A 21,664-nucleotide genomic window follows, 5' to 3' on the forward strand; every position below is an offset into this window, starting at 1 on the left:
CCTTTCCGGCTGCCTTATTCTTTAATTATACAAACATTTCTTTTTTACGATAAACCATACCATCAGCTGTAGCGATTAGGTCACCTATCTGATTATGAACAAGCATTCGATAGAATCCTAGTTTGTGATTTTTTGATACTTCCTCCGCAGTGGTTGTTAAAATATCTCCGGGTATTCCTGCTTTCATATAATTGATATTTACATTAACCCCAACTGCTGTTTGACCATATGAATTACTTGCAATCGCAAATGCAACATCAACCAAAGAAAATATTAACCCACCATTCGCAGCTCCATGAAAATTTAGAAAATCTTCCTTCACCAAAACAGAAACAATCGCCTTACCTTCTTCAACCTTTTTTACTTGGATTCCTAAATACTTTGCGAACGGATCAGCAAGTAATTTATCTATTAGAACTTCTTTCATTTTTATATCTCCTTTTCCGATAGAAAAAGTTGATTAAATCAATAGTCAACCACTTTTATATATCGCAAAAATTACGCTAACAAATCATTTCATCATAAATTCTATATCTTTATAGATTCATTATGGTTTACAATTCGGACTGCCTTACCTTCTGATCTTGGCACTGATTTCGGCTGTAGAATATTAACATCTACGTGAACAAGGCATTGGTTTTTAATTAAATTCTGGATTTCCTTTTTAAGTTTATTAATTTTGCCATGGTTCATATCACCATGAATTTCACTAAAGATTTCTTCGGTCACTTCCACCTGAAGTTCTATTTGCTGAAGACTTCCCTTCTTAAATAAATGAAGCTGATAATGAGGTTCGATTTCCTCAATAGTCAATAAGAAATGTTCAATTTCAGATGGAAAGACATTTACCCCACGAACAATCAACATATCATCAATCCGGCCTTTTACCCGAGACATTCTAATCGTTGTACGTCCGCATTTACATTTTGTTCGGTTAATCGAACCAATATCACCAGAACGATAACGGATAATAGGGAATGCTTCTTTTGTTAAACTTGTAAAAACAAGCTCACCATCTTCTCCATCGGGAACTGGCAAAAGTGAATTTGGATCAATTACCTCCACTAGAAAATGGTCTTCTGCTACATGTAAACCATCTTGTGCTTCATGACATTCCATCGAAACACCTGGACCCATGACCTCACTTAGCCCATAAATATCACATGCCTTTAAATCGAAAATTTTCTCTATAGTACGGCGCATTTCCTCTGACCAAGGCTCTGCTCCCAAAATGGCATATTTTAAGGATGTTCTTTTTGGGTCTTTTCCTTGTTTTACCATACGCTCCGCAATATTTAATAAGTACGATGGTGTGCAGCAAATAACAGTTGGTTTAAAGTCTTCGATAAGGGTAATTTGCCGATCGGTATTACCACCAGAAACAGGAACAGTAGCCATTCCTAACTCTTCCCCACCATAATGTAATCCTAATCCCCCTGTAAATAAACCGTATCCGTAAGCATTATGTAATATTTCTCCTGCCTTACCGCCCGCAATACTTATGGCACGTGCTACAAGCTCTGACCAATTTTTTATATCCTTTTTAGTATACCCCACTACGGTAGGTTTCCCACTTGTACCAGAGGAGGCATGAATTCGAATCACCTCGCTTTGATTAACAGCAAAGAAGCCAAATGGGTAATGTTCTCTTAAGTCCTTCTTAAGGGTGAAAGGTAGTTTGATAAGATCTCTAATTGAACTAACATCTTCTGGATTAACTCCTAATTCATCAAACTTCTTTTTATAAAAGGACACCTTTTTGTAAACTCTATTAATCGTCTCTTGAAGTCTCATTAATTGAAGTTGTTCCACCTCTTCTCTGGAAGCGGTTTCAATTTCATGGATAATCATGCATCAAATCCCCCTAACCAAGTTAGATTACAGAGCAGAAACATATAACGCTATTTTACCGACGCGATATTTTTCATCTGCTATTTAACACTAAATTTAACTTGGATAAAGGATAAAGTCAAATAATATTCTAAAAATTATTTATTTTCAATAAAATTACCCATAAAGACTTATGAATAATGGATGGTATAACAGGGATTTTTATCAAAAAATGCAAAGAGGACGGATTAGTCCGTCCTCCATCTATTATTTTTGCATATCCTTTTGGGTAATTTCACTTCTGATATTTACGTCTTTCGAGGCATTATCTTGACTTTTATTATTTGGATACTTATTTTTGCGTTCGCGATTGTCATTCTTATTGGTCATGATAGGTCCACTTCCCTTTCCAATTGTTATTTTTTGTTTCTTTTACCTGTATTGATATCCTCATCATTTCCAAGTTCGCCTGCACCATCTTTTCTTCCTTTTTCCTTTACAATTTTCCCACCTAATTTTACGTTAGGAATATTGAATTCTTTTTCTCTCATTTTAGTCACCTCCAATAATAAGATGCACCAATTTCAAAATAATTTTCACTATTGTTTCATACTTTTTCATAAAAGAATTATTAAAGAATTTTTTTTGAAATGATCATTTAAACAAAAAAGAAGAATAGCTTTTAAACTGTCGCCATTCTTCTTACACTTTTACTATCTAACAAACTAACTTTAACTTTTATATTCTTCTCGTAATATGCCATAATGTGCTAAATCATAAAATTCCCCAAATCTAGCAACATGTTGTTTAAGTGTACCTTCATATTTCAACCCTATTTTTTCCATGATTTTGTAAGAACCTGGATTATTAGTAAAAGATTGCGCAAAAATTTTATTTAAATTTAATTCTTCAAAGCCAAAAGCTAATAAAGATTTTGCTGCTTCGGTACCATAGCCTTTTCCCCAATAAGGTTTTCCAACCCAGTATGCTAATTCCCCTCGTCGGTATGTAGGATTAACACTTAGATTGATAATTCCAATTAACTGTTGCTGCTCTTTTTCAATAATAGCAAATATAACTAATCTGCCGCTTTTTTCTGCTTCTAATACACTTTCAATAAAATTTTTAGCAGAACCTCCAGGATAAGGATGTGGAACCGTTAAAGTGGTTTTTGCTACATCGTAGTCTCCAGCTAACTCTTCAATTCTTTCTGAATCATTCGTATTTAATGTTCTTAACAATAATCTATTCGTTTCTATCTCTCTCATATTGTACCTCTCTAGTAAAATAGACTTAAAAATATCATATCATTCTTATTAAAAAATTTTAGAATCTTCAGGTAACTTTTTAACCTTCGTTAAGTACTCTGTAACTCTTTTATCATCTTCATATGGATATTGAAATTCTAAATGTTTAGCAACCTGAACCGCGACTTTCCTAAAATAGTCACACATGTTGAACATGGACTGCCAGATGTTTTTATAATTAGAATCCGAGTAGGTGGATACAAACTCTTCCCATTCTTCTTTTTTTAGAAGATCTTTAAAATTCTTACCTAATTTCCCAGCACTAATCGAAAAATTTGTGTTTACCCCGATATACCATTCGACCATTCGAATGAGTACATTTCGATTTATTTGCTCTTTCATAAACATCGCATAGGTTAATTCTTCTCGCCAGATTCCTTTACTAATATTCATACAAATCCACCAGAATTCATTACATACATCATCGAATTCCTTTTCAGTTGGACGCTTAATGTGATAATCAATATCGCTTGAAGGTGGTATTGCACCAAGTACACCATCTTTGTCTAAAAGCAGGATACTTAAACTGTCCGGAATTAGAAGTTCATCTTTTTTTTCAATTGGAATTAATCCAAGGTCAATCCGATTTCCGTCCATGAATTGCATGAGGTACATAAAGCGGCCATCATTTAAGGCTGGTGGGGTTACTTTATCTTCAGGCATCTGCATCATAACACGTTCACCAAATAAATCGACCCAGCTATGATCTTTGGTAAAAGATTGGATATCTTTTACAATATAGACGATATCATAATCTTGAAATAAATCCTTTTTTACATTCGGATTCGTTCGAGATCCATTCATCAAAACAGCCCGAATTCTATCGTCTTCCTGTGCTGTATTTATTATTAAATCCATCATTTCTTTTTCTGTTCTCATTCCTTAGCTGGACCTCCTAGTTTTCAATAGTTATCCCTAGAAATGCTTAAGGAAATTCTCCTTGGTTACACAATTCAATACACATGGTACCTTTTCTTTTTCTTCCAGCTGTTTATGCTCTTCCGGATAGTGTTTTTCAACATTCAAAGAAATATAAGGTAGTTTCTCCTGAGCTTTTTGGGATCGAATGTTTACTTTTCTAGCGCCTGCTAACACTACATCTAAATCTAACTGTTTAAACGCAACCTTTAGTATCTCTTCCTTCGCTTTTTGATTATATCCCTTACCCCAATATTCCTTACCAATCCAGCTTCCTATATGACATTGGCGCTTTTCCTGATTAATATTCATTAACGTAGTAACTCCAATTACTTCATTATCCTGATTTAATATGACGCGACTAATTGATTTTCCTTCTTTTTCTTCATTTATGATGTGAATGATAAACCATTTTGTGTCTTCTACTGAATCGTCTTTGAAGCTTAAATGTTCGTTTACTTGTGGGTCAGAAGATAGTTCAAATAGTCTTTCTGCATATTGTTCATGATGAGGCACTAATTTAATTGTTACCATTTTCAATTTCCCCTTTTTATTTTTTCTAATCTGTAGGGATTGCTCTTTCCAATCTTTTGATAGCTCCTAATTGTGATAAAAAAGCCAACTGGCTAGTTTTAAATACTTAGCCAATTGACCTTTTTATTCAAAAGCCTATTCTTCATTAAAATAGTAGTGGATAGACTTTTAAGAGTAACCATGTAAACAGTAGAAACCAAAGTATGATTATCAAGGCTCCGACAAACCAATTCTTTGGTTTTCCATTTTTCATCATTTCCTCCGCTTTTACTTCACAATCAGAAACCACACTTTTTGGTATTATTTTTAAAGCTAACCAAATCCCTATTGGTACAATGATTAAATCGTCCAAATAACCAAGAATAGGTATAAAATCAGGTATGATATCAATTGGACTAAATGCATATGCTACAACACACGCAGTAAAGATTTTAGCATATAACGAAACTCTTCCATCTTTATAGGCAAAGTATAAAGTAAAGATGTTACGCTTTAACTTTTTCGCCCAATCTTTTATTTTCTGCATGATATCTCCTTTATCTAAAAGAATATAAGAATTTATTAACCCATGCTTTTAATAGCTTGTTGTACAGTACCAAAAGTATGAAAATCTGAGAAGTCAATTCCTGAATTAACAATTTTAGATGCTAAGTCAGGTCGAATACCTGTAAAGATTGTACTAATTCCTAGTAATTGCAGAACCTCATGAATATTTAAAATGCGATTAGCAACAACATTGTCAATCGTCACAATTCCAGAGAAATCTATAATGATGGTTTCAATTTTAAGTTCATTAATCTTTGGTATTACACTGTTTAAAATATGCTCACTTCTATCTAAATCAAATTCTCCTATTAATGGAAGGATAGCCCTACCATTTTGAATAGGAACCACTGGAGAGGATAACTCAGTTATCACCTTTTGATTTTTCTTATTTACTTCTCTTGCTGAATTTTCCCTTAGTTGTATAATTCTTGTTATACTTAAATCGAGGAGATAGCTAATACGGTTATTGATATAAACAACTTCCTCGGTTGATAAACCCTGTTCAATTGAGATTTTAGTAAGCATTTTAATTAACTGGAGACGTGTTTCAGCATAAGGTTTTATAAGACTAGAAATGTCCTCTGTATAGCTAGACTCATTTTCCTCTTCACTCTTTTTATGCCATTGAATAAAGTCCACAGACACATTTTCATCTGTTTTGTTTAACGTACTTCCAAGGAACTCCAAAAATTCTTTATTTGTTTTTATAGCCTTTTGAACAATTTCCTCTGGTAGTTTAATATCCAACTTTCCTAAATTATAATTAACAATTTCTATACTAATTTTTTCAGCATACTGAATCAAATATTCCTTAAAACCTTCAACCAAATTCACTATTACAACTCCTTTGAACAAGATTATCCCTTATTTCACCATAAATGATAATTGTTACATTTAAGTATAAAAGTAGATTTTAATATTGTCTATTAAATACATTATCCTAATATTGTCTATCTCTATAAAAAAATAAAGTTACCCTTTGGTAACTATGATTTTTTTTATCTTTTTTCTATATCTAGCTTTGTATATGGCAAACTTGACTGACCAAAGTGTGGAAGTCTATCAATATTTCGATATGGCATATATGGAGGAATCTTTACATCAATCCTAGATAGGGGAACCTCTACTGTTCTACCAACATCTGCCCGATAGGGAGGCATCATTTTATTGATTCTTGCTAGTTCATCCATTGTAAGATGATTTGCATCAGCAATCTGCTCAAAAGAATGATCCTGGCTAACTTGAATCTTCTTTCTGATTGTTTCTATTTTACAGGAAGCATGTTTAAAGGTTGGCTGCTTGGAAAGAGGATCTGTAAAATCTGTCGTTAATTCATTGGCAGCCTGATTATTTTCCCAGCTCCCAAAATGAAATGGGACAAATACCACACCCGATTTGATTGTATCAACAATACGCGTCGGAACGTCTATAGAACCTCTTGGTGAAGATACTTTCACCACTTCACCTGGAACTAATCCCAGTTCTTTGGCATCCTCGATATTTATTTCCACATATCCTTGAGGGGCTACCATTTGTAAATAAGGGGATCTACCTGTTTTTGTTCTAGTATGCCAGTGCCATACAAGACGACCTGTGGTTAGCCAAAACGGAAATTCTTTTCTTGGCTGCTCCGCTGGGGGAACGTAATGTGTTGGATACATGATAGCCTTTCCATTTGCATTTAACCTCTCGAACTCCTCTTTGGTTCGTGGTCTTCCTGTAAAAAGTTCTTTACCGAAGCTTTGAGCATCATCAACTGTTGTGTGAAACTTATAATGACTATAAAGACGAGTAGTCCCTAATGGATGTTCTTCATTAACGGGCCATCTTAAACCATTATGTTTCATAAGTTTTTCGTAAGTAATACCAGACATATCACTAGGTCTCCCTTTCGATATTTCCTTCCATTCCTCGAAACATTCTTCTGGAGTTTTATAGGAAATAAGAGGGTTTCCGTCCTTATCTTTAAAACCCATTCTATTTGCAAATTCAATCAATATCTCAAAATCAGAAAGAATACCATTTGGAGGGTCAACAGCTTTTGTTAGTAAATTAATCGTTCGGTCTGTATTTTCCATTGTTCCTTCTTTTTCACCCCAGATGGCAACAGGTAAAACAAGGTCTGCCAATACAGATGTTTCTGTCAAAAATGGATCCTGGACCACAACAAACGTTTTTTCAAATGCTTTCTTAGCACGATTTCTATTCGGAAGAGAGACCATTGGGTTGGTGCATATATTCCAAAACACTCCAACTTTTCCTTGTTCCATTAGATAAAGAATTTCTTCAATCCCCTTTTCTGGACCTACTTCTAGCTGATCGGGCTCTACATTCCAGAGTTTGGCTATTTCTTGTATATGTTTCGGATTATCAGGATTACGATTTCCTGGATAAGTTCCAACTCCTCCTACCGTTCTATTACCTGATGAACTAGGCTGTCCTGCCATATGAAACGGTCCGCTACCCGGCATTCCAATTAATCCTCTCATTAAGTGTAAATTATTGATGGCTACACATGAACTTGTCGCATCCACACTTTGATAGGTTCCTTGAAGTGTAGTAGAAATAAGAGAAGGTGTATTCCCGAGTATTTCCGCTGCTTTCTCAATCATGTCAATTGGAACACCTGTTACCTGAGATGTCAATTCTGTGGTCCATGGTTCAACTGACTTTACAACTTCATTAAATCGTATAGTATGATTCTGTATAAATTCTTGATCTAATTGTCCGTTCTTTATGATTAAGTTAATTATCCCGTTTAATAGAGCTAAATTAGTTCCTGGATTTAACTGTAAGAATAAATCTGCTTCACTCGCCGTTAATGTTTTTCTAACGTCCACCACAATCATAAACGGAGTACCTGTTTCTATTTTACGTTTCATAATTCTTTCGAAAAAAACTGTACCTGTTTCTGCAGGGTTATGCCCAAAATGCATAATGGTATCTGTCACATCGACATCATCCATAGAAGCAGGAACACCATCTGCACCAAAAGACTGAAGTAAAGCCCATTCTGTTGTAGCGGTGCATAGTCTGGTATTTGCGTCTAGGAGATGAGAGCGCAGACCAGCTCTTCCTATTTTTCCAATCGTATAATAAGTTTCAAGAGTTCCTTGGCCAGTCGAATATATAGCTACCCCATTGGGACCCATTGTTTTATTGGCTTCTTTTACTTTTGTCGTAAGTAAGCTAAAAGCTTCATCCCAGCTAGCTTCTACAAGTGTTCCATTTTTTCGGATAAGCGGTGTCATGAGTCTGTCTGGGCTATTATTGGCATACCATTGGTTTTCGCCTTTCGGTCCTAATCTACCTCTATTAATTGGATGTTCAGCATTACCTTTTATCCCAACAATTTTATTATCTTTGACTGCCACAAAGCAGCCACAACCGATGGAGCAAATATTACAGGTATTATATACCCATTTATCGACTTCCCCTTGAGAATATATATTCATATCAACTCTTGATTCATTATTCCATGACATTAGAGCACCTCACCCCTTTTTTGGTCTAAATAAAGGAGGAATAATATAACGTGATTCCTCTTCCCCGAAAATGGCTTCAACATGGGGAACCATGTTTTTGAGCTCTTCTTTTATTGACTCATACATTTTTTGGGCCTTCTTCACCTCTTGTAATTTTGGACTTCCCATCCAAGTTGAGGCTCTTACCCAAGCCCTCATCAAAGGGTCCGTCGCTTCATCATCACGGTATAAGATGGAGACGACAGACTTTAGATTTTCTTTTATTAAGGTTGGAGCTTCCAATATAGATAACAGTTGTTTAACGGCCCATTCCATTTCCATTAAAAGTGGGCCCATTCTCATTTCAATAGGGTTTTTATTTACAGGAAACTGCTCGGTTAATATTTTTATAATTTGTGAGATTCTCAAAATATGATGATACAAAGGAAACTCCTCCTATTTGATCATTAATATTTCAACTCAAATGTACGTTTTCTAAAGAATAGGAACCTTAACTTATAAATACTCTTAGATAACATGTACTATGCACGACATACCCACCCTAATAAAAAGGGATATCTGTAGCCAGATCTTATAAAAAGTAATAACCTTTATTCACCTCACCTAGTAAACAGTTTTCCAATAAAAATGCCTCATTCATTTACGAATGAGGCATTTTACTTTTAGTTTTTAATAATCCGAGATGGATGAGTATAGACATTGAAGCCTTGGCCACGAATAAAGCCAACAGCTGTAATTCCAAGTTCATTTGCTAAATCTAGAGCAAGGTTAGTAGGAGCTGACTTTGATAAGACGATTCCGACCCCAATTTTAGCAGCTTTAAGCAGAACTTCAGATGATATTCTCCCACTAAAAACAATTAATTTGTCTCTTAAGGGAATTCGATGAAGAATACAATATCCATACAGTTTATCTAACGCATTGTGTCGTCCAATATCTGTTCGGGATACAACAACTCCATCTTTTGTACATAAGGCAGCATTATGTACACCACCAGTTTGTTGGAAGTAGGAAGAACCTTCTTGCATTTTTCTCATTAAGTCTTTACATTGTTCAGTGGTTACCGTTAGTTTTGAAACTATAGTCTTCGCGGTTTTCATATCATTATAAAAGTAAAATTGACGGCCCTTTCCACAGCAGGAGCCTATAAATCTTTTAGAATGTTGATCTTTTTGAACAGAATGTACGTTTACTAAGTCAACATATGCAAAGCCTTTTGCTTCATCTATATTCATCGTTTTAATATCTTCGTATACACGTATAATTCCTTCTGATGCCAGAAAACCTACAACTAATTCTTCCATGTCTGCTGGGGTACACACCAATGTCGCAAATTCTTTTCCATCTAAGATAATGGTTAAGGGATATTCTACAGCAATATCATCATCTTCCTCTAAAAAATCTTGCCCATTATATCGAACAATACTGCGTGATGTCATAATTTCATCTACTGAATTTACCACATGAGTTCCCCCTTTCATGTTGTTTCTTTCGCTTCATTAACTGACCTCTGTTTCAAGGTCTGGAATGTTTTTTTCTAAATATTGAGTGTCCTTACGGGCATTAAAACGTTCCGCTTTTTCCAAGGATACCGCAATATTATAGTCTGGGATTCCCGCATATTTTTCATATCTTCCTTTTGGAAGTAGAAAGTTGCCCTCAGGGAAATGGACACCAAGGTTGCCTCTAGAGATATTGGCGATTTTTGCTCTACCTTGGAAGACACCAAATCCGTTGTATACAACCACTCCTTCTCCTTCAGCAATACTGCGCTCTTTTGCATCCTCAGAATTTATTAAAACGTCATAACGTTCAGCACCATTCATTGGGTCAACTTCGTTATAGACCATAGAATTAAACTGTTTGCCTCGACGAGTTGTTAAGAGAAATTGACCTTCCTTTTTATTTAAGTCTGGAATATCAACTTGGATTAAATTACCTTTTCCGTCAGGGGTTGGACAAATTCCATCCTCACACAACCATGCACCACCCCATTGGAATACATCACCTTGTTTTTTCAAATGTTGAATTCCATCATAATTTGGATTTGCCAAAGCGATTTCCTCGCGTATTTGATCCGCATTTCTAAAGTCAACTAAATGAGCTGTCATTGGTTTAACTCGTTTAGCTAAGTCAACATAGATTTTCCACTCAGCACGTGCTTCTTCAATTTGATTAAGGTTGCCATCGATCTCTGGAGAGAAATAAACCATTCTTTCTGTAGAAGTAGAGGTTCCTCCACCTTCTTGTTCATATCTCGTTTTTGCAGGAAGTACGATTACAGCTTCCTTTGCATCCACCAATGTTGAAGTATTTAATATAATATCCTGATGAACACGAATTTCAAGTTCAGATAAAGCCTTTTCCACAAACTCAGGATCTGGCATCGTCTCTAAGAAATTTCCTCCACTTAAATAATAAAGCCTAACCTTTCGTTCATGATTTTCAGGAAGAAGGATGTTTTCAAGTGTAACCCCGACAATGTCCCCTTGCCATTGTGGAAGTTTAAAGCCCCATATTTTTTCAATGCGTTCAATATTTTCACCGTGAAAATCTCCGCCTGGCAGGACAAACGGGTCAGCTCCCATTTCTCCTGATCCTTGAACAGATGAATGTCCACGAAATGGCATTAATCCCGAATTATTGCGACCTAAGAACCCGCGAAGGAGTGCTAAATTAGCAACTTGTGAAATATTATCCGTTGCGAAAGAATGCATGGTTAAACCTAATGCCCAAGCAAATACTGCATTTTTTGCTTTTGCTAATATTTCAGATAATTCCATAATACGTTCTTTTGAAACACCAGATGATTGCACAATATGATCCCAATTTTGCTCATGAACTTTTGCTTTAAGTTCTTCGTAGCCATTAACATGTTTTTGCACGAATTCATGATTAATAGCTGATCCATGTTGCTTTTCTTCCATATCAAACCAATGCTTCATTATTCCATGCATAAAGGCAATGTCGCCACCAATATTAACTTGATAGAAGTCATCCGCAACCTTTGTTCCGAAGAGAGCTGACTCAGGGTTGGAAGGAATCCAATACTTATCCATAGCAGGTTCCCGGTAAGGGTTAACTACTATTATCTTGGTTCCTTTTTTCTTTGCTTCTAACATATATTTTGTAGAAACCGGAGAACTGTTCGAAGCAACGCTACCCCAGAACAATAAAACATCCGTTCCAATCCAATCCAAATAATTAGCTGTCGATGCCCCTACTCCAATCGAACGTTTTAACGCCGTTTTACTTGGAGAGTGACAAATACGAGAGGCATTGTCAATATTATTGGCACCTAAAAAACGAGCCACTTTTCCTGCTACATAATAGCTTTCATTTGTGATCCCTCTAGAAGTTAAGTAAAAGGCATATTGTTTTGGGTCTATCTTTTTCATTTTATCAGCTATTAAATCCATTGCTTCATCCCATGTAATACGAGAAAATTTCCGTTCTCCTTGTCGGCGAATCACTGGATATGGAATACGACCTAGCTTTCGAAGTTCTGTGCTATCATATTTTCTTAACACATCAATGTCCGCATGTAGGATTTCAGGTTTAATGGCAGGTGCTGTGTTTAATCGAAGGACATTTAATCTAGTGGTGCAAATATGTGGTCCCTCTAAAGTTTGGTCATACAGCCCGGATACACCAAGAGCACAACCATCACAAACACCTTTTGTGATAATTCTTGTCGCGTAAGCAAAATTATCTTTATTTTCAAATGCTATTTTCATTGTATCCCGAATATGTTTTGGCTTTATTTTTCCTAGTCCAAAAGGAATAGGGCTTACCCAATGTTTAGGTGCCGGTAACCATGCTTTTTTTTGTGGTCCTGGATGTTTGGTTTTTCCCATTTTGGTTCCTCCTAAAATATCGAATTATTCGAGCTTATCAGTAAAAAACCACCTAAGAGATATTCTCCAATTAAGAATATCCCCTTGGTAGTTAGTTAGTCTTTAACACATAAACCGTTTAATGCAAACATTCTATTTACATTAATCTTTTAAACTGCCTTTTTTAAAGGAAGTTTTGCCTTTAATTTATTAATATCTAAGCGGATTAAGAATGAAATGACTAGTGCAACAACAAACATTCCAGAGAAGAAGGTTAAACTTCCTGCATAGCTTCCTGTAGTATCTTTAATCCAAGCTGCAAATAATGGCCCTACAAGACCAGCGGCAGCCCATGCAGTTAGTATATAACCATGAATAGCGCCTAGTTGTTTTGTGCCAAAAAGGTCCCCGATATAGGCTGGGATGGAAGAGAAACCACCACCGTAGCACGTATAAACAACCGTTAGCATCACCATAAATAACCATTTAATGGACACTGCTGGTAAAAAGAAGAAAATCACAATCTGCAAAACAAAGAATGTTGTATATGTATTCGGTCTTCCGATAATATCAGATAATGAAGCCCAACCAATTCTTCCTAATCCATTAAAAATGCCAATTGCCCCTACAAGTGCTGCTGCTGTTGCCATATCAATTCCGATACTTTCCATAGCAAGTGGTTTTGCTACTGCTAAAATGGCAATACCACATGTTACATTAATAAATAACATCAGCCATAAATACCAGAAGCGTTTTGTTTTAACTGCTTCATTAGCCGTAAGTTGTGATAAATCCATATTTGGCTTAGATTTTCCACTATTAATCTTTTCTTTATAACCTTCAGGCAGCCAACCTTCTTCGGGTTTTTCAAGATAAAGAGATGATAAGGTCATAATAACAAAATAAGATAATCCTAAAATATAAAACGTATTTGCTACACCTACAGATTGAATAAGATTGTTCATAATTGGACTACTAATCGCAGCAGCGAATCCAAAGCCCATGATCGCTAATCCTGTCGCTAAACCTCTTCGGTCTGGGAACCATTTCACTAGAGTAGAAACCGGTGCAATATAACCTACCCCTAATCCAATACCGCCAAGTACACCATAGAAAAGATATAATAATGATTTTGAACCTAAATGTACGGCTAATCCAGACCCAACAATCCCTACTCCAAAAAATATAGCTGCTAATAATCCTGATTTTCTAGGACCGTGTTTTTCAACAAAGTGTCCTAAAAAAGCGGCAGATAATCCTAAAAATAGGATGGCAATACTAAAAGTTAATGCCACTTCTGAATCGGACCAGCCAAACATGTCCTTTAATGGTGTAGTGAAATTACTCCAAGCGTATACGGAACCAATTGATATATGGATCCCTACTCCTGATAAGGCAATAAGCCAACGATTTTTCTTACTTTTCATTCAAAAATTTCCCCCTTAATTGTGATTCTTTTTTATAATAAAAAAACCGTCGTAATGATTTAATAGGGTCCAATAGAAAATAAGAGGACACGATGAAATCCTTACGACGGTTTGTCTTACACAGGAACGCTGCAAAGCACCAACAGTCAAAAGTTTTTTGAAATGATCGCTCATAACCGATAACAGGAGCGCTGTCTCGTGTTAAAAGTAATCAAATTATGTAAAATTCAAATTGTTCACAAAATGTTCACAACTTAATATTTACAATACCATGATAGTGAAAATATGACAATAAAAAAGTTAGAGATACTAAATAAAAATACGTATATGGATAAAGCTCCATATACGTTGGTGTAAAAGTTGCTATTTCAATAACTTTTTCATATCCTCTATAAATGCAAGGACTGCTTCCTCTTTTGTTGCCCAAGAGGTTACTAACCGAATAGCAGAGTAATCTGAATCTACCTTTTCCCAAACATAAAAAGCGTATTTATTTTGAAGTTCTGAAATTAATGAATTAGGTAGTATTGGGAAAATCTGATTTGAAGGAGAATGAGTTAAAAACTTAAAATTCGCTTTAATCATCTCATCTCTTAGCATACCTGCCATCTTATTGGCGTGTAACGCAAGCTCAAAGAACAAGTCATCTTTAAAAAGTTCCAAAAATTGAATACCTAATAATCTACCTTTTGCAAGAAGAGCACCCTTTTGTTTCATATGAAATCGAAAATCCTCTTTAAGTGAATCACGACAAATGACTAATGCTTCACCTATAAGCGCCCCATTTTTAGTACCACCAATATAAAAGGCATCTACAAGAGAAGGAAGGTCACTTAATTGAAGGTCATTTTCGGTAGCACAGAGCGCTGACCCAAGTCTCGCACCATCCATAAACAAGATAAGATTATGTTTCTTACAAAAATCACTTAACTCCTCCAAGTCTTTCTTCAAATAAATGGACCCAATTTCAGTTGAATTAGAAATATAGACAAGCTTAGGCTTTACCATATGTTCATCCGTATGAGCGTCAATTGCCGTTTTTATATGTAAAGGTGTTAATTTTCCATCCTCTACTTCGATTGAAATGATTTTATGTCCTGTCGCTTCTATCGCACCTGTTTCATGTGTTAAAATGTGTCCAGTATTAGCAGCGATAGCAGCTTCATGAGGTCTTAAAAAAGCTGAAAGTGCTGTAAGATTTGTTTGTGTTCCTCCGGACAAAAGGTGAATGTCCACGTCCATTCTCCCGATTTTTTGCTTTAATAGTTCAATTGCTCCTAGTGTAAAACGATCTTCACCATATCCTGCTTCTTGTTCATAATTAGATTCCATTAAAGCGTTTAGTATTCTAGGATGTGTTCCTTCACTATAATCGTTTTTGAAACTATACATTGGTTGGCCTCCATCTTCTATTTAATGCTACTTTTATAATACTTTATACATACATATACTTCGATAAGCGAAACAAATATTCCTTTTATTAATTTTAATTTATTTTTGAATGTTTGTTGCACTTTTTTCAGTATTTCCTCTAAGTTTATTAACGTACTTTCCAGAAAATTTTCTATTCCATAAGAAAAAAACATATATACTATATATAAGTTAAATTATTATCGTTCTATGTCAAGTTATCTTTATTTAGTCATGTGGGGGCGACTATGAGAAAAAAAATATTAATCATTGAAGATGAAATAAGAATTAGTAACTTATTAAAAATGTATCTAGAAAGAGAAAACTTTTTTATTAATATAAAAGACAATGGAGACGCTGGTTTAACACAAGCGATTGACGAGGAATATGATTTAATTATTTTAGATGTATTAATGCCTGGTAAAGATGGTTTTACTGTTCTTGAAGAGTTAAGAAAGAGAAAAAACACACCAGTAATCATGCTTTCAGCAAAGGGTGGAGAAAACGACATCCAGCATGCATACGATTTAGGAGTAAATCAATATATTTTAAAACCATTCAGCCCTAAAGATGTTATCACTAAAATTAAGGAAATGTTAGCCTAAATTATTAGAGTGAATTTTTAGCTTCATAAGGATAAGACCTTAATCCATATTTAGGAGTTAAGGTCTTTATTTTTTATGTTTCCAGGCAACTAACAAAACCCATAAGCCTATAAATCCATGAAAATATGTCATCCAATGTATATAAAAAATAGATATTATGATGCCAGATAGAATCGTTAGTATTAAATAAAGTAAAGTTTTAAAACCATTCCATTTTTTTACACCACGCTTAAACGGGTTGCTTAATTCAACAGGAACATGAGTATACATTAAACTAATTAAAGTAACTGATAAAATGACTCCTGCTAAAACGTGGATCATTAATATTTTAGAATAAAAAAGTACTTTTAGTGTGTTTGAGGGTATCATTAATAGAAGACCAAGAAAAGCCGTTAAATTGGTTAAACGATACGTTAGTTTTGGCAATAATCTCACCTGCTTTATTCAGGTTAGTCTAAATAAGTGACCATTTTATGCAAAATTAACACACGTCATGATCTCCTTCAACAACATTTATCACTTTTTCCTTTTTAAAACTTTAATGACAATGCATTTTTCCCTCTGCTTCATCCCATGGAACGGTATACCCTTGTCCTTTTGAACAAAAAATGGAGGAAGAAGTATATTCAGGATCTGCATTTTTATTATAATCAAGCAGATCAATTATTTCTTTTTCATTGTGACACTGTTCATATCCAGCAAATACTAAGCTGATGACTCCTCTGCCTTGAGTAAATGATGCCAGTTGACTACTATAGGTCATAAATGTTGCAACAGGTACTTTTCCTGTTAATATAGCTTTATTTCCTTCGGTTTTTGGGGTATCAAATTTCCCATGGGCTGTTTGAATATCTGACAATACGCGTCCCATAACGTCTAAATCGACCTTAATATTAAATTGATAGATGGGTTCTAGTAGGATATTATTTGCTTTTTCTAAACCCTGTCTTAACGCTCTTAATGTTGCCTCTCTAAAATCCCCACCAGAGGTATGTTTATTATGTGCTCTTCCTGTTTTCAGGGTAATCTTCATATCAGTGATGGGAGAGCCTGTTAATAAACCATGATGTTCCTTTTCAAAAAGATGATGTTTAATAAGGTTTTGATTTCCTATAGACAAATCATCTGCATGACAGACATTTGCAAAGGTAATTCCACTATTTCGCTTCCCTGGTTCTAATTTAAGGTGAACCTCAGCATAGTGTCCTAAAGGTTCAAAATGACCGTATCCAATTACTTCAGATGCAATAGTTTCTTTATAAAGAATTTCTGGCTGGTCGAAATCCACTTTTAGTTGAAACCGGTCTAATATAATCTCCTCAAGTACCTCCAAATGAACTAAACCCATAACATGAATATAAATTTCTTGAAATTTTTCTTCCCAGATGACATTTAGGGATGGATCCTCTGATTCTAACATTCTAAAATATTTTAAAGCCTCTTTCTTATTAACTGTAGGTTCAAAAATGACTTTAGACCTTAAGGCCGAAACCATTTCATATTCTACTTTTTCTTTAATGTTTCCTACTCCATCACCTACAGCGGTATTCGATAAACCTATTACAGCAAAAAGCTCTCCTGCTAATACTTCATCAACCACCTTAAATTTGTTTCCGTTGTATACACGAAGTTGTGTTACCTTTTCTGATGTTTGACGCTCCAAACTTCCGTAGCTTACCTCGTCTCTAACTGATAATTTTCCACTTAATGCTTTAATGAAAGTAATTCTTGTTCCATTTGAATCATGACGAATTTTATAAACTTTCCCAGAGAATTGACCTTCCTCGGAAAATAGTGTCGCAGTCAATAAATTAAATTTCTCTAGAAAGTTATCTATTCCAATGTCTTGAAGAGCAGAGCCACTTAAACAAGGAAAAATTAAATTATCCATCACCATTTGTTGCAAATGGTTTAACCATATTTCTTTTTGGTAGCCATTTTCTATATAAAATTCTAAAAGACCCTCATTTCGTTCAGCAATAAATTCAATGAGATTCTCTACCATCTCTTCACTGAAATTGGAATCAGTAATATCACAAACATCCTCAGTCAAATTAAGACGTATTTCCTCAATAACTCTTTTGACATCCGCTCCTACCCGATCAATTTTATTGATGAAGAAAAAGGTTGGAACTTGATATTTTCTAAGCAATTGCCAAACAGTTTCTGTATGCCCTTCTATCCCTTCAACAGCACTAATAAGGATAATGGCATAATCCATCACTTGAATAGCCCGTTCCATCTCTGGTGAAAAATCAACATGGCCCGGGGTGTCTATTAAAAAATAACGAGAACCTTTATACTCAAACATTCCTTGATCAGCAAAGACGGTAATACCTCTTTGCTTTTCAATTTCATGACTATCTAAAAATGCATCTTTATGATCGACTCTACCTCTATGTTTAATACTATTTGTATGATATAAAAGTTGTTCACAAAAGGTTGTTTTTCCAGCATCTACATGAGCTAATATCCCAATTGTTTTGTTCATTTTCTTACCTCTATTCTAGTGCACTACATTTTTTATCATTATATCAAAAGACGATCATACAATTCTTATTTTGTAGAGTTTTCTTATTCTAAAATTCAAAAAAAAAAACACATGAGACCTGTCATGTGTTGGGAAAGTCCTTATTGAATTCTTCTTCTGAATTTACTTCCACATTTACATGTGATTGAATGTTTAAGAAATCTAATTTCAGATTGACATTTCGGACAAATATTACGAGTTACAACCATTGTTGTTCCACCTTTATTATTAATATACCATTGGTATCCAAATTAGGAATACCAATGATATAAATCTTTAAATTTTCTAAACTACTTAACTTCCTGTGGTATCGATAAACCTAGTCCAGCTGCAATACGTGTACCGTATTCTGGGTCTGCTTTATAAAAATGGCCAATTTGACGAAGTTTAATTTCATCACTTTCAACAGGCTTCATTGCTCCAACTATTGTTTCAACTAGACGTGTTCTTTCATCTACACTCATTAAGCGATATAAGTCACCTGCTTGGGTATAGTGGTCATTATGATCATACGCTACTGACTCCGCTACACCTGTAAGTGGGAATGCTGATTGCTTGTTCTCTGCAGATTCAGTCGGTCCTCCAAAACTATTTGGCTCATAATAGACTGATTTTCCTCCATTGCCGTCAAATCGCATTTGACCATCACGCTGATAATTTTTCACTTCACTATGTGGTCTGTTAATAGGTAAAGCATTATGGTTAGCCCCAACACGATAGCGATGCGCATCTGCATAAGCAAAAATACGGCCTTGAAGCATTTTATCTGGAGATACTTCAATACCAGGCACAAGTGTTCCTGGTGAGAAGGTTGCCTGTTCCACCTCAGCGAAATAGTTCTCAGGATTACGATCAAGAACCATTCTTCCAACTTCGATTAATGGATAGTCTTTATGTGACCATACTTTCGTTACATCAAATGGATCAAAACGATAGGTGTTTGCATCTTCAAAAGGCATAATCTGAACATAAAGCGTCCATGCAGGAAAATCACCATTTTCAATAGCATTAAATAAATCCTCTGTATGATAATCCGGATTTTCTCCAGCAAGTTTAGATGCTACCTCATTCGTCATATTCTTAACGCCTTGTTCAGTTTTAAAATGATATTTCACCCAAACTGCATCACCATCTTCATTCACCCATTTAAATGTATGGCTGCCATATCCATTCATATGTCTTAGTGTTGCAGGGATACCTCGGTCACCCATTAAGTATGTAACTTGATGTAATGACTCAGGAGACAATGACCAGAAGTCCCATACAGCGTTTGGATTTTTTAGATGTGTTTGCGGATGGCGTTTTTGTGTATGAATAAAATCAGGAAACTTTATTGCATCGCGAATAAAGAAGATTGGTGTGTTATTTCCAACTAAATCATAATTTCCATCTTCTGTATAAAACTTTACCGCAAATCCTCGAGGATCGCGTACTGTATCAGCTGAACCTAACTCACCCGCTACTGTTGAGAAACGGATAAACATCGGAGTTTTTTTTCCTACTTTTGACAAAAATTTAGCTTTTGTATATTTGCTAAGATCGTTCGTTACTTCAAAATATCCATGTGCTCCTGTACCTTTTGCGTGAACAACTCTTTCAGGAACACGTTCTCTGTTGAAGTGAGCAAGTTTTTCAAGAAGGTGTACATCTTGAATTAATGTTGGACCACGTGAACCAGCTGTCATTGAGTTTTGGTTGTCACCTACTGGTGCTCCCCATGACGTTGTCAGCCTGTTATTATTCGTACTCATTAACATCACCTCATATCGATTGTCTTGTTTACATGATAACACTTATTAAACAAAAATCAATACTTTTTTATAATTATTATAAATAAGTATTGATTCTCATTTTGAATAAAAAATAGATAAATACTATTTCTTATTTTTTAAATGTATATTCACCTTGATCAAGAACTTTTCCTATTTTTAAAAAGTCACCTAAAATATAAGTTAAGGATAATATTACCACCCCTTCTTCTCTCTTATTTTTGATACAATTTTATAGTTGAAGAATAATAGTGGAGGTTAAGTTATTGATGAATAAGAAACGTGGTATCCTCCTTACAATTATCATAATCTTTACCTTTACGGGAGGATTTTTTTCAGGAGTTCTCTATACTAATAAACATGAATCAAAACCATACATTACAGTTAAACAAGCCCAAAAGTCTATCAAAAATCCTATTCAAAAAGAAAAACCTAAATTAGAAAAACCAAATGATAGAGTATTAATTGGATATATACAAGATTACCGAGACCCAAACATGGTAGATTACTCTAAACTAACTCATATTATTTTCTCATTCGCTCATCCATCAAAGAATGGTGATATTTTACTTAATGGCGAGCTTGCAATCAAAAACTTAAGAACGATGGTAGCAAAAGCACATAAACATGACACAAAAGTAATGTTAGCAGTAGGTGGATGGTTTCATATTTCTGGCGGGGAATCATATAGCTATTTTAAAGCAGCCATTTCTAAACCTGTTTCGCGCACAAAACTTGTTAATGAGCTAGTAAGTATTTCCGATCGGGAAAAGTTAGATGGTATCGATATTGACTTTGAACATCCTCGTTCAAGTACTGATGCTAAGAACTTAATGATTTTTACAAAAGAGTTAAGCCAAAAGCTCCATTCTAGAAATAAAGAATTGTCAATCGCTGTAAACGCAAAGGTTCATAGTGTGGCAGGTACGGAAATTAACAATGTGGTGTACAATCCAACTATGTTTCAATATGTTAATCATGTAAACATCATGGCCTATGATGGACAGTGGGACGGGGGATACAATGCAGCCAATCTTTCACCCTACCCTTATACAGAGAATATTGTAAACTATTGGACAAAACTTTTTGATAGAAACAAGCTTTCAAAAGAAAAACTGGTACTTGGAGTCCCTTTTTATGCACAACCTGTCAATCCTGCAATAAATCAGGTATCTTATTCAGCTATTATTAAAAATAACCCTGCTAATGCTCATAAAGATACGGTAAAAATGAACGGAACAACATACTATTACAACGGGGATACAACTGTTCAGAAAAAGACTAAATTAGCTTTAGATCATGGTTTTGGTGGCATGATGATGTGGGAAGCAGGTCATGATGCCAAAGGGCAATATAGTTTAACTTCCGTTATTTATGATGTACTAAATAACAGAAACTTATTTGCTTCAAAAGAAAACATGAACTCTAAAAAATAAATTTATTACTCAAAGGAAATCAATTTTGATT

20 protein-coding genes are annotated in these 21,664 nt (G+C 34.9%); 2 read left to right on the plus strand and 18 right to left on the minus strand.

The features are described from left to right. Positions 1-25: 25 nt before the first annotated feature. The 15 genes from ACSBPO_RS12615 to ACSBPO_RS12685 form a co-directional block, all read right to left on the minus strand. A complete protein-coding gene (locus tag ACSBPO_RS12615; RefSeq protein WP_442593755.1) occupies positions 26-427 on the minus strand; it encodes a PaaI family thioesterase in 402 nt (133 codons plus the stop codon). Between the two features lie 101 nt (positions 428-528). Then, on the minus strand, positions 529-1,851 hold the full coding sequence (locus tag ACSBPO_RS12620) for a phenylacetate--CoA ligase family protein (RefSeq protein ID WP_442593757.1): 1,323 nt from the start codon (positions 1,849-1,851) through the stop codon (positions 529-531). A gap of 246 nt (positions 1,852-2,097) precedes the next feature. Continuing rightward, positions 2,098-2,220 (minus strand): hypothetical protein, encoded by a 123-nt coding sequence (locus ACSBPO_RS12625; RefSeq protein WP_442593759.1) that lies wholly within the window; start codon positions 2,218-2,220, stop codon positions 2,098-2,100. Between the two features lie 26 nt (positions 2,221-2,246). Beyond that, positions 2,247-2,381, minus strand: coding sequence for a hypothetical protein (locus tag ACSBPO_RS12630; RefSeq protein ID WP_442593761.1), 135 nt, complete (start codon positions 2,379-2,381; stop codon positions 2,247-2,249). A gap of 180 nt (positions 2,382-2,561) precedes the next feature. Further along, entirely contained in the window at positions 2,562-3,098 is a 537-nt protein-coding gene (locus ACSBPO_RS12635; RefSeq protein ID WP_442593763.1) for a GNAT family N-acetyltransferase, read from the minus strand. A gap of 48 nt (positions 3,099-3,146) precedes the next feature. Beyond that, positions 3,147-4,016: an aminoglycoside 6-adenylyltransferase gene (locus tag ACSBPO_RS12640; protein WP_442593765.1), complete on the minus strand. Its 870-nt coding sequence runs from the start codon at positions 4,014-4,016 to the stop codon at positions 3,147-3,149. A gap of 36 nt (positions 4,017-4,052) precedes the next feature. Continuing rightward, complete coding sequence (locus ACSBPO_RS12645; protein WP_442593767.1) at positions 4,053-4,589, minus strand: GNAT family N-acetyltransferase; 537 nt, start codon at positions 4,587-4,589, stop codon at positions 4,053-4,055. 145 nt (positions 4,590-4,734) lie between these two features. Next, complete coding sequence (locus ACSBPO_RS12650; protein WP_442593769.1) at positions 4,735-5,115, minus strand: YkvA family protein; 381 nt, start codon at positions 5,113-5,115, stop codon at positions 4,735-4,737. Between the two features lie 35 nt (positions 5,116-5,150). After that, a complete protein-coding gene (locus ACSBPO_RS12655) occupies positions 5,151-5,969 on the minus strand; it encodes an STAS domain-containing protein (RefSeq protein WP_442593771.1) in 819 nt (272 codons plus the stop codon). A gap of 164 nt (positions 5,970-6,133) precedes the next feature. Beyond that, a complete protein-coding gene (locus ACSBPO_RS12660; RefSeq protein WP_442593772.1) occupies positions 6,134-8,620 on the minus strand; it encodes a molybdopterin oxidoreductase family protein in 2,487 nt (828 codons plus the stop codon). A gap of 9 nt (positions 8,621-8,629) precedes the next feature. Beyond that, entirely contained in the window at positions 8,630-9,043 is a 414-nt protein-coding gene (locus ACSBPO_RS12665) for a hypothetical protein (RefSeq protein WP_442593774.1), read from the minus strand. Between the two features lie 239 nt (positions 9,044-9,282). After that, the gene (fdhD, locus tag ACSBPO_RS12670) at positions 9,283-10,059 is read right to left on the minus strand and encodes a formate dehydrogenase accessory sulfurtransferase FdhD (protein WP_442600360.1); all 777 of its coding nucleotides are present in this window, start codon (positions 10,057-10,059) and stop codon (positions 9,283-9,285) included. Between the two features lie 60 nt (positions 10,060-10,119). Beyond that, complete coding sequence (locus tag ACSBPO_RS12675; RefSeq protein ID WP_442593776.1) at positions 10,120-12,477, minus strand: FdhF/YdeP family oxidoreductase; 2,358 nt, start codon at positions 12,475-12,477, stop codon at positions 10,120-10,122. A 149-nt stretch (positions 12,478-12,626) separates the two neighbouring features. Beyond that, positions 12,627-13,883: an L-lactate MFS transporter gene (locus tag ACSBPO_RS12680; protein ID WP_442593778.1), complete on the minus strand. Its 1,257-nt coding sequence runs from the start codon at positions 13,881-13,883 to the stop codon at positions 12,627-12,629. A 363-nt stretch (positions 13,884-14,246) separates the two neighbouring features. Next, positions 14,247-15,275, minus strand: coding sequence for a threonine aldolase family protein (locus ACSBPO_RS12685; protein WP_442593780.1), 1,029 nt, complete (start codon positions 15,273-15,275; stop codon positions 14,247-14,249). 266 nt (positions 15,276-15,541) lie between these two features. Here ACSBPO_RS12685 and ACSBPO_RS12690 point away from each other — a divergent pair, with 266 nt between their 5' ends. Further along, positions 15,542-15,898, plus strand: a complete 357-nt coding sequence (locus tag ACSBPO_RS12690) for a response regulator transcription factor (RefSeq protein ID WP_442593782.1) — start codon at positions 15,542-15,544, stop codon at positions 15,896-15,898. 66 nt (positions 15,899-15,964) lie between these two features. Here the strand turns inward: ACSBPO_RS12690 and ACSBPO_RS12695 are convergent, their stop codons facing one another. The 3 genes from ACSBPO_RS12695 to katA all read right to left on the minus strand — a co-directional run bounded on the left by ACSBPO_RS12695 (position 15,965) and on the right by katA (position 20,179). Then, positions 15,965-16,324 carry a hypothetical protein gene (locus ACSBPO_RS12695; protein WP_442593784.1) on the minus strand — a complete coding sequence of 120 codons (360 nt, stop codon included), beginning with the start codon at positions 16,322-16,324 and terminating at the stop codon, positions 15,965-15,967. Positions 16,325-16,436: 112 nt separating this feature from the next. Beyond that, entirely contained in the window at positions 16,437-18,389 is a 1,953-nt protein-coding gene (locus tag ACSBPO_RS12700; RefSeq protein WP_442593786.1) for a GTP-binding protein, read from the minus strand. Between the two features lie 329 nt (positions 18,390-18,718). Then, on the minus strand, positions 18,719-20,179 hold the full coding sequence (katA, locus tag ACSBPO_RS12705; RefSeq protein ID WP_442593788.1) for a catalase KatA: 1,461 nt from the start codon (positions 20,177-20,179) through the stop codon (positions 18,719-18,721). Between the two features lie 287 nt (positions 20,180-20,466). Between katA and ACSBPO_RS12710 the strand changes: the two genes are divergently transcribed. Then, positions 20,467-21,633, plus strand: a complete 1,167-nt coding sequence (locus ACSBPO_RS12710; RefSeq protein ID WP_442600361.1) for a glycosyl hydrolase family 18 protein — start codon at positions 20,467-20,469, stop codon at positions 21,631-21,633. The last annotated feature ends 31 nt before the right edge of the window (positions 21,634-21,664 follow it).

This window comes from Neobacillus sp. D3-1R (assembly GCF_052180215.1).
Classification (GTDB): Bacteria; Bacillota; Bacilli; order Bacillales; family Cytobacillaceae; genus Pseudoneobacillus.

Coding starts and splice junctions, on each gene's coding strand:
- ACSBPO_RS12615 (WP_442593755.1), bottom strand. CDS start 427: ATGAAAGAAGTTCTAATAGATAAATTACTTGCTGATCCGTTCGCAAAG.
- ACSBPO_RS12620 (WP_442593757.1), bottom strand. CDS start 1,851: ATGATTATCCATGAAATTGAAACCGCTTCCAGAGAAGAGGTGGAACAA.
- ACSBPO_RS12625 (WP_442593759.1), bottom strand. CDS start 2,220: ATGACCAATAAGAATGACAATCGCGAACGCAAAAATAAGTATCCAAAT.
- ACSBPO_RS12630 (WP_442593761.1), bottom strand. CDS start 2,381: ATGAGAGAAAAAGAATTCAATATTCCTAACGTAAAATTAGGTGGGAAA.
- ACSBPO_RS12635 (WP_442593763.1), bottom strand. CDS start 3,098: ATGAGAGAGATAGAAACGAATAGATTATTGTTAAGAACATTAAATACG.
- ACSBPO_RS12640 (WP_442593765.1), bottom strand. CDS start 4,016: ATGAGAACAGAAAAAGAAATGATGGATTTAATAATAAATACAGCACAG.
- ACSBPO_RS12645 (WP_442593767.1), bottom strand. CDS start 4,589: ATGGTAACAATTAAATTAGTGCCTCATCATGAACAATATGCAGAAAGA.
- ACSBPO_RS12650 (WP_442593769.1), bottom strand. CDS start 5,115: ATGCAGAAAATAAAAGATTGGGCGAAAAAGTTAAAGCGTAACATCTTT.
- ACSBPO_RS12660 (WP_442593772.1), bottom strand. CDS start 8,620: ATGTCATGGAATAATGAATCAAGAGTTGATATGAATATATATTCTCAA.
- fdhD (WP_442600360.1), bottom strand. CDS start 10,059: ATGACATCACGCAGTATTGTTCGATATAATGGGCAAGATTTTTTAGAG.
- ACSBPO_RS12675 (WP_442593776.1), bottom strand. CDS start 12,477: ATGGGAAAAACCAAACATCCAGGACCACAAAAAAAAGCATGGTTACCG.
- ACSBPO_RS12680 (WP_442593778.1), bottom strand. CDS start 13,883: ATGAAAAGTAAGAAAAATCGTTGGCTTATTGCCTTATCAGGAGTAGGG.
- ACSBPO_RS12685 (WP_442593780.1), bottom strand. CDS start 15,275: ATGTATAGTTTCAAAAACGATTATAGTGAAGGAACACATCCTAGAATA.
- ACSBPO_RS12690 (WP_442593782.1), top strand. CDS start 15,542: ATGAGAAAAAAAATATTAATCATTGAAGATGAAATAAGAATTAGTAAC.
- ACSBPO_RS12700 (WP_442593786.1), bottom strand. CDS start 18,389: ATGAACAAAACAATTGGGATATTAGCTCATGTAGATGCTGGAAAAACA.
- katA (WP_442593788.1), bottom strand. CDS start 20,179: ATGAGTACGAATAATAACAGGCTGACAACGTCATGGGGAGCACCAGTA.
- ACSBPO_RS12710 (WP_442600361.1), top strand. CDS start 20,467: ATGAATAAGAAACGTGGTATCCTCCTTACAATTATCATAATCTTTACC.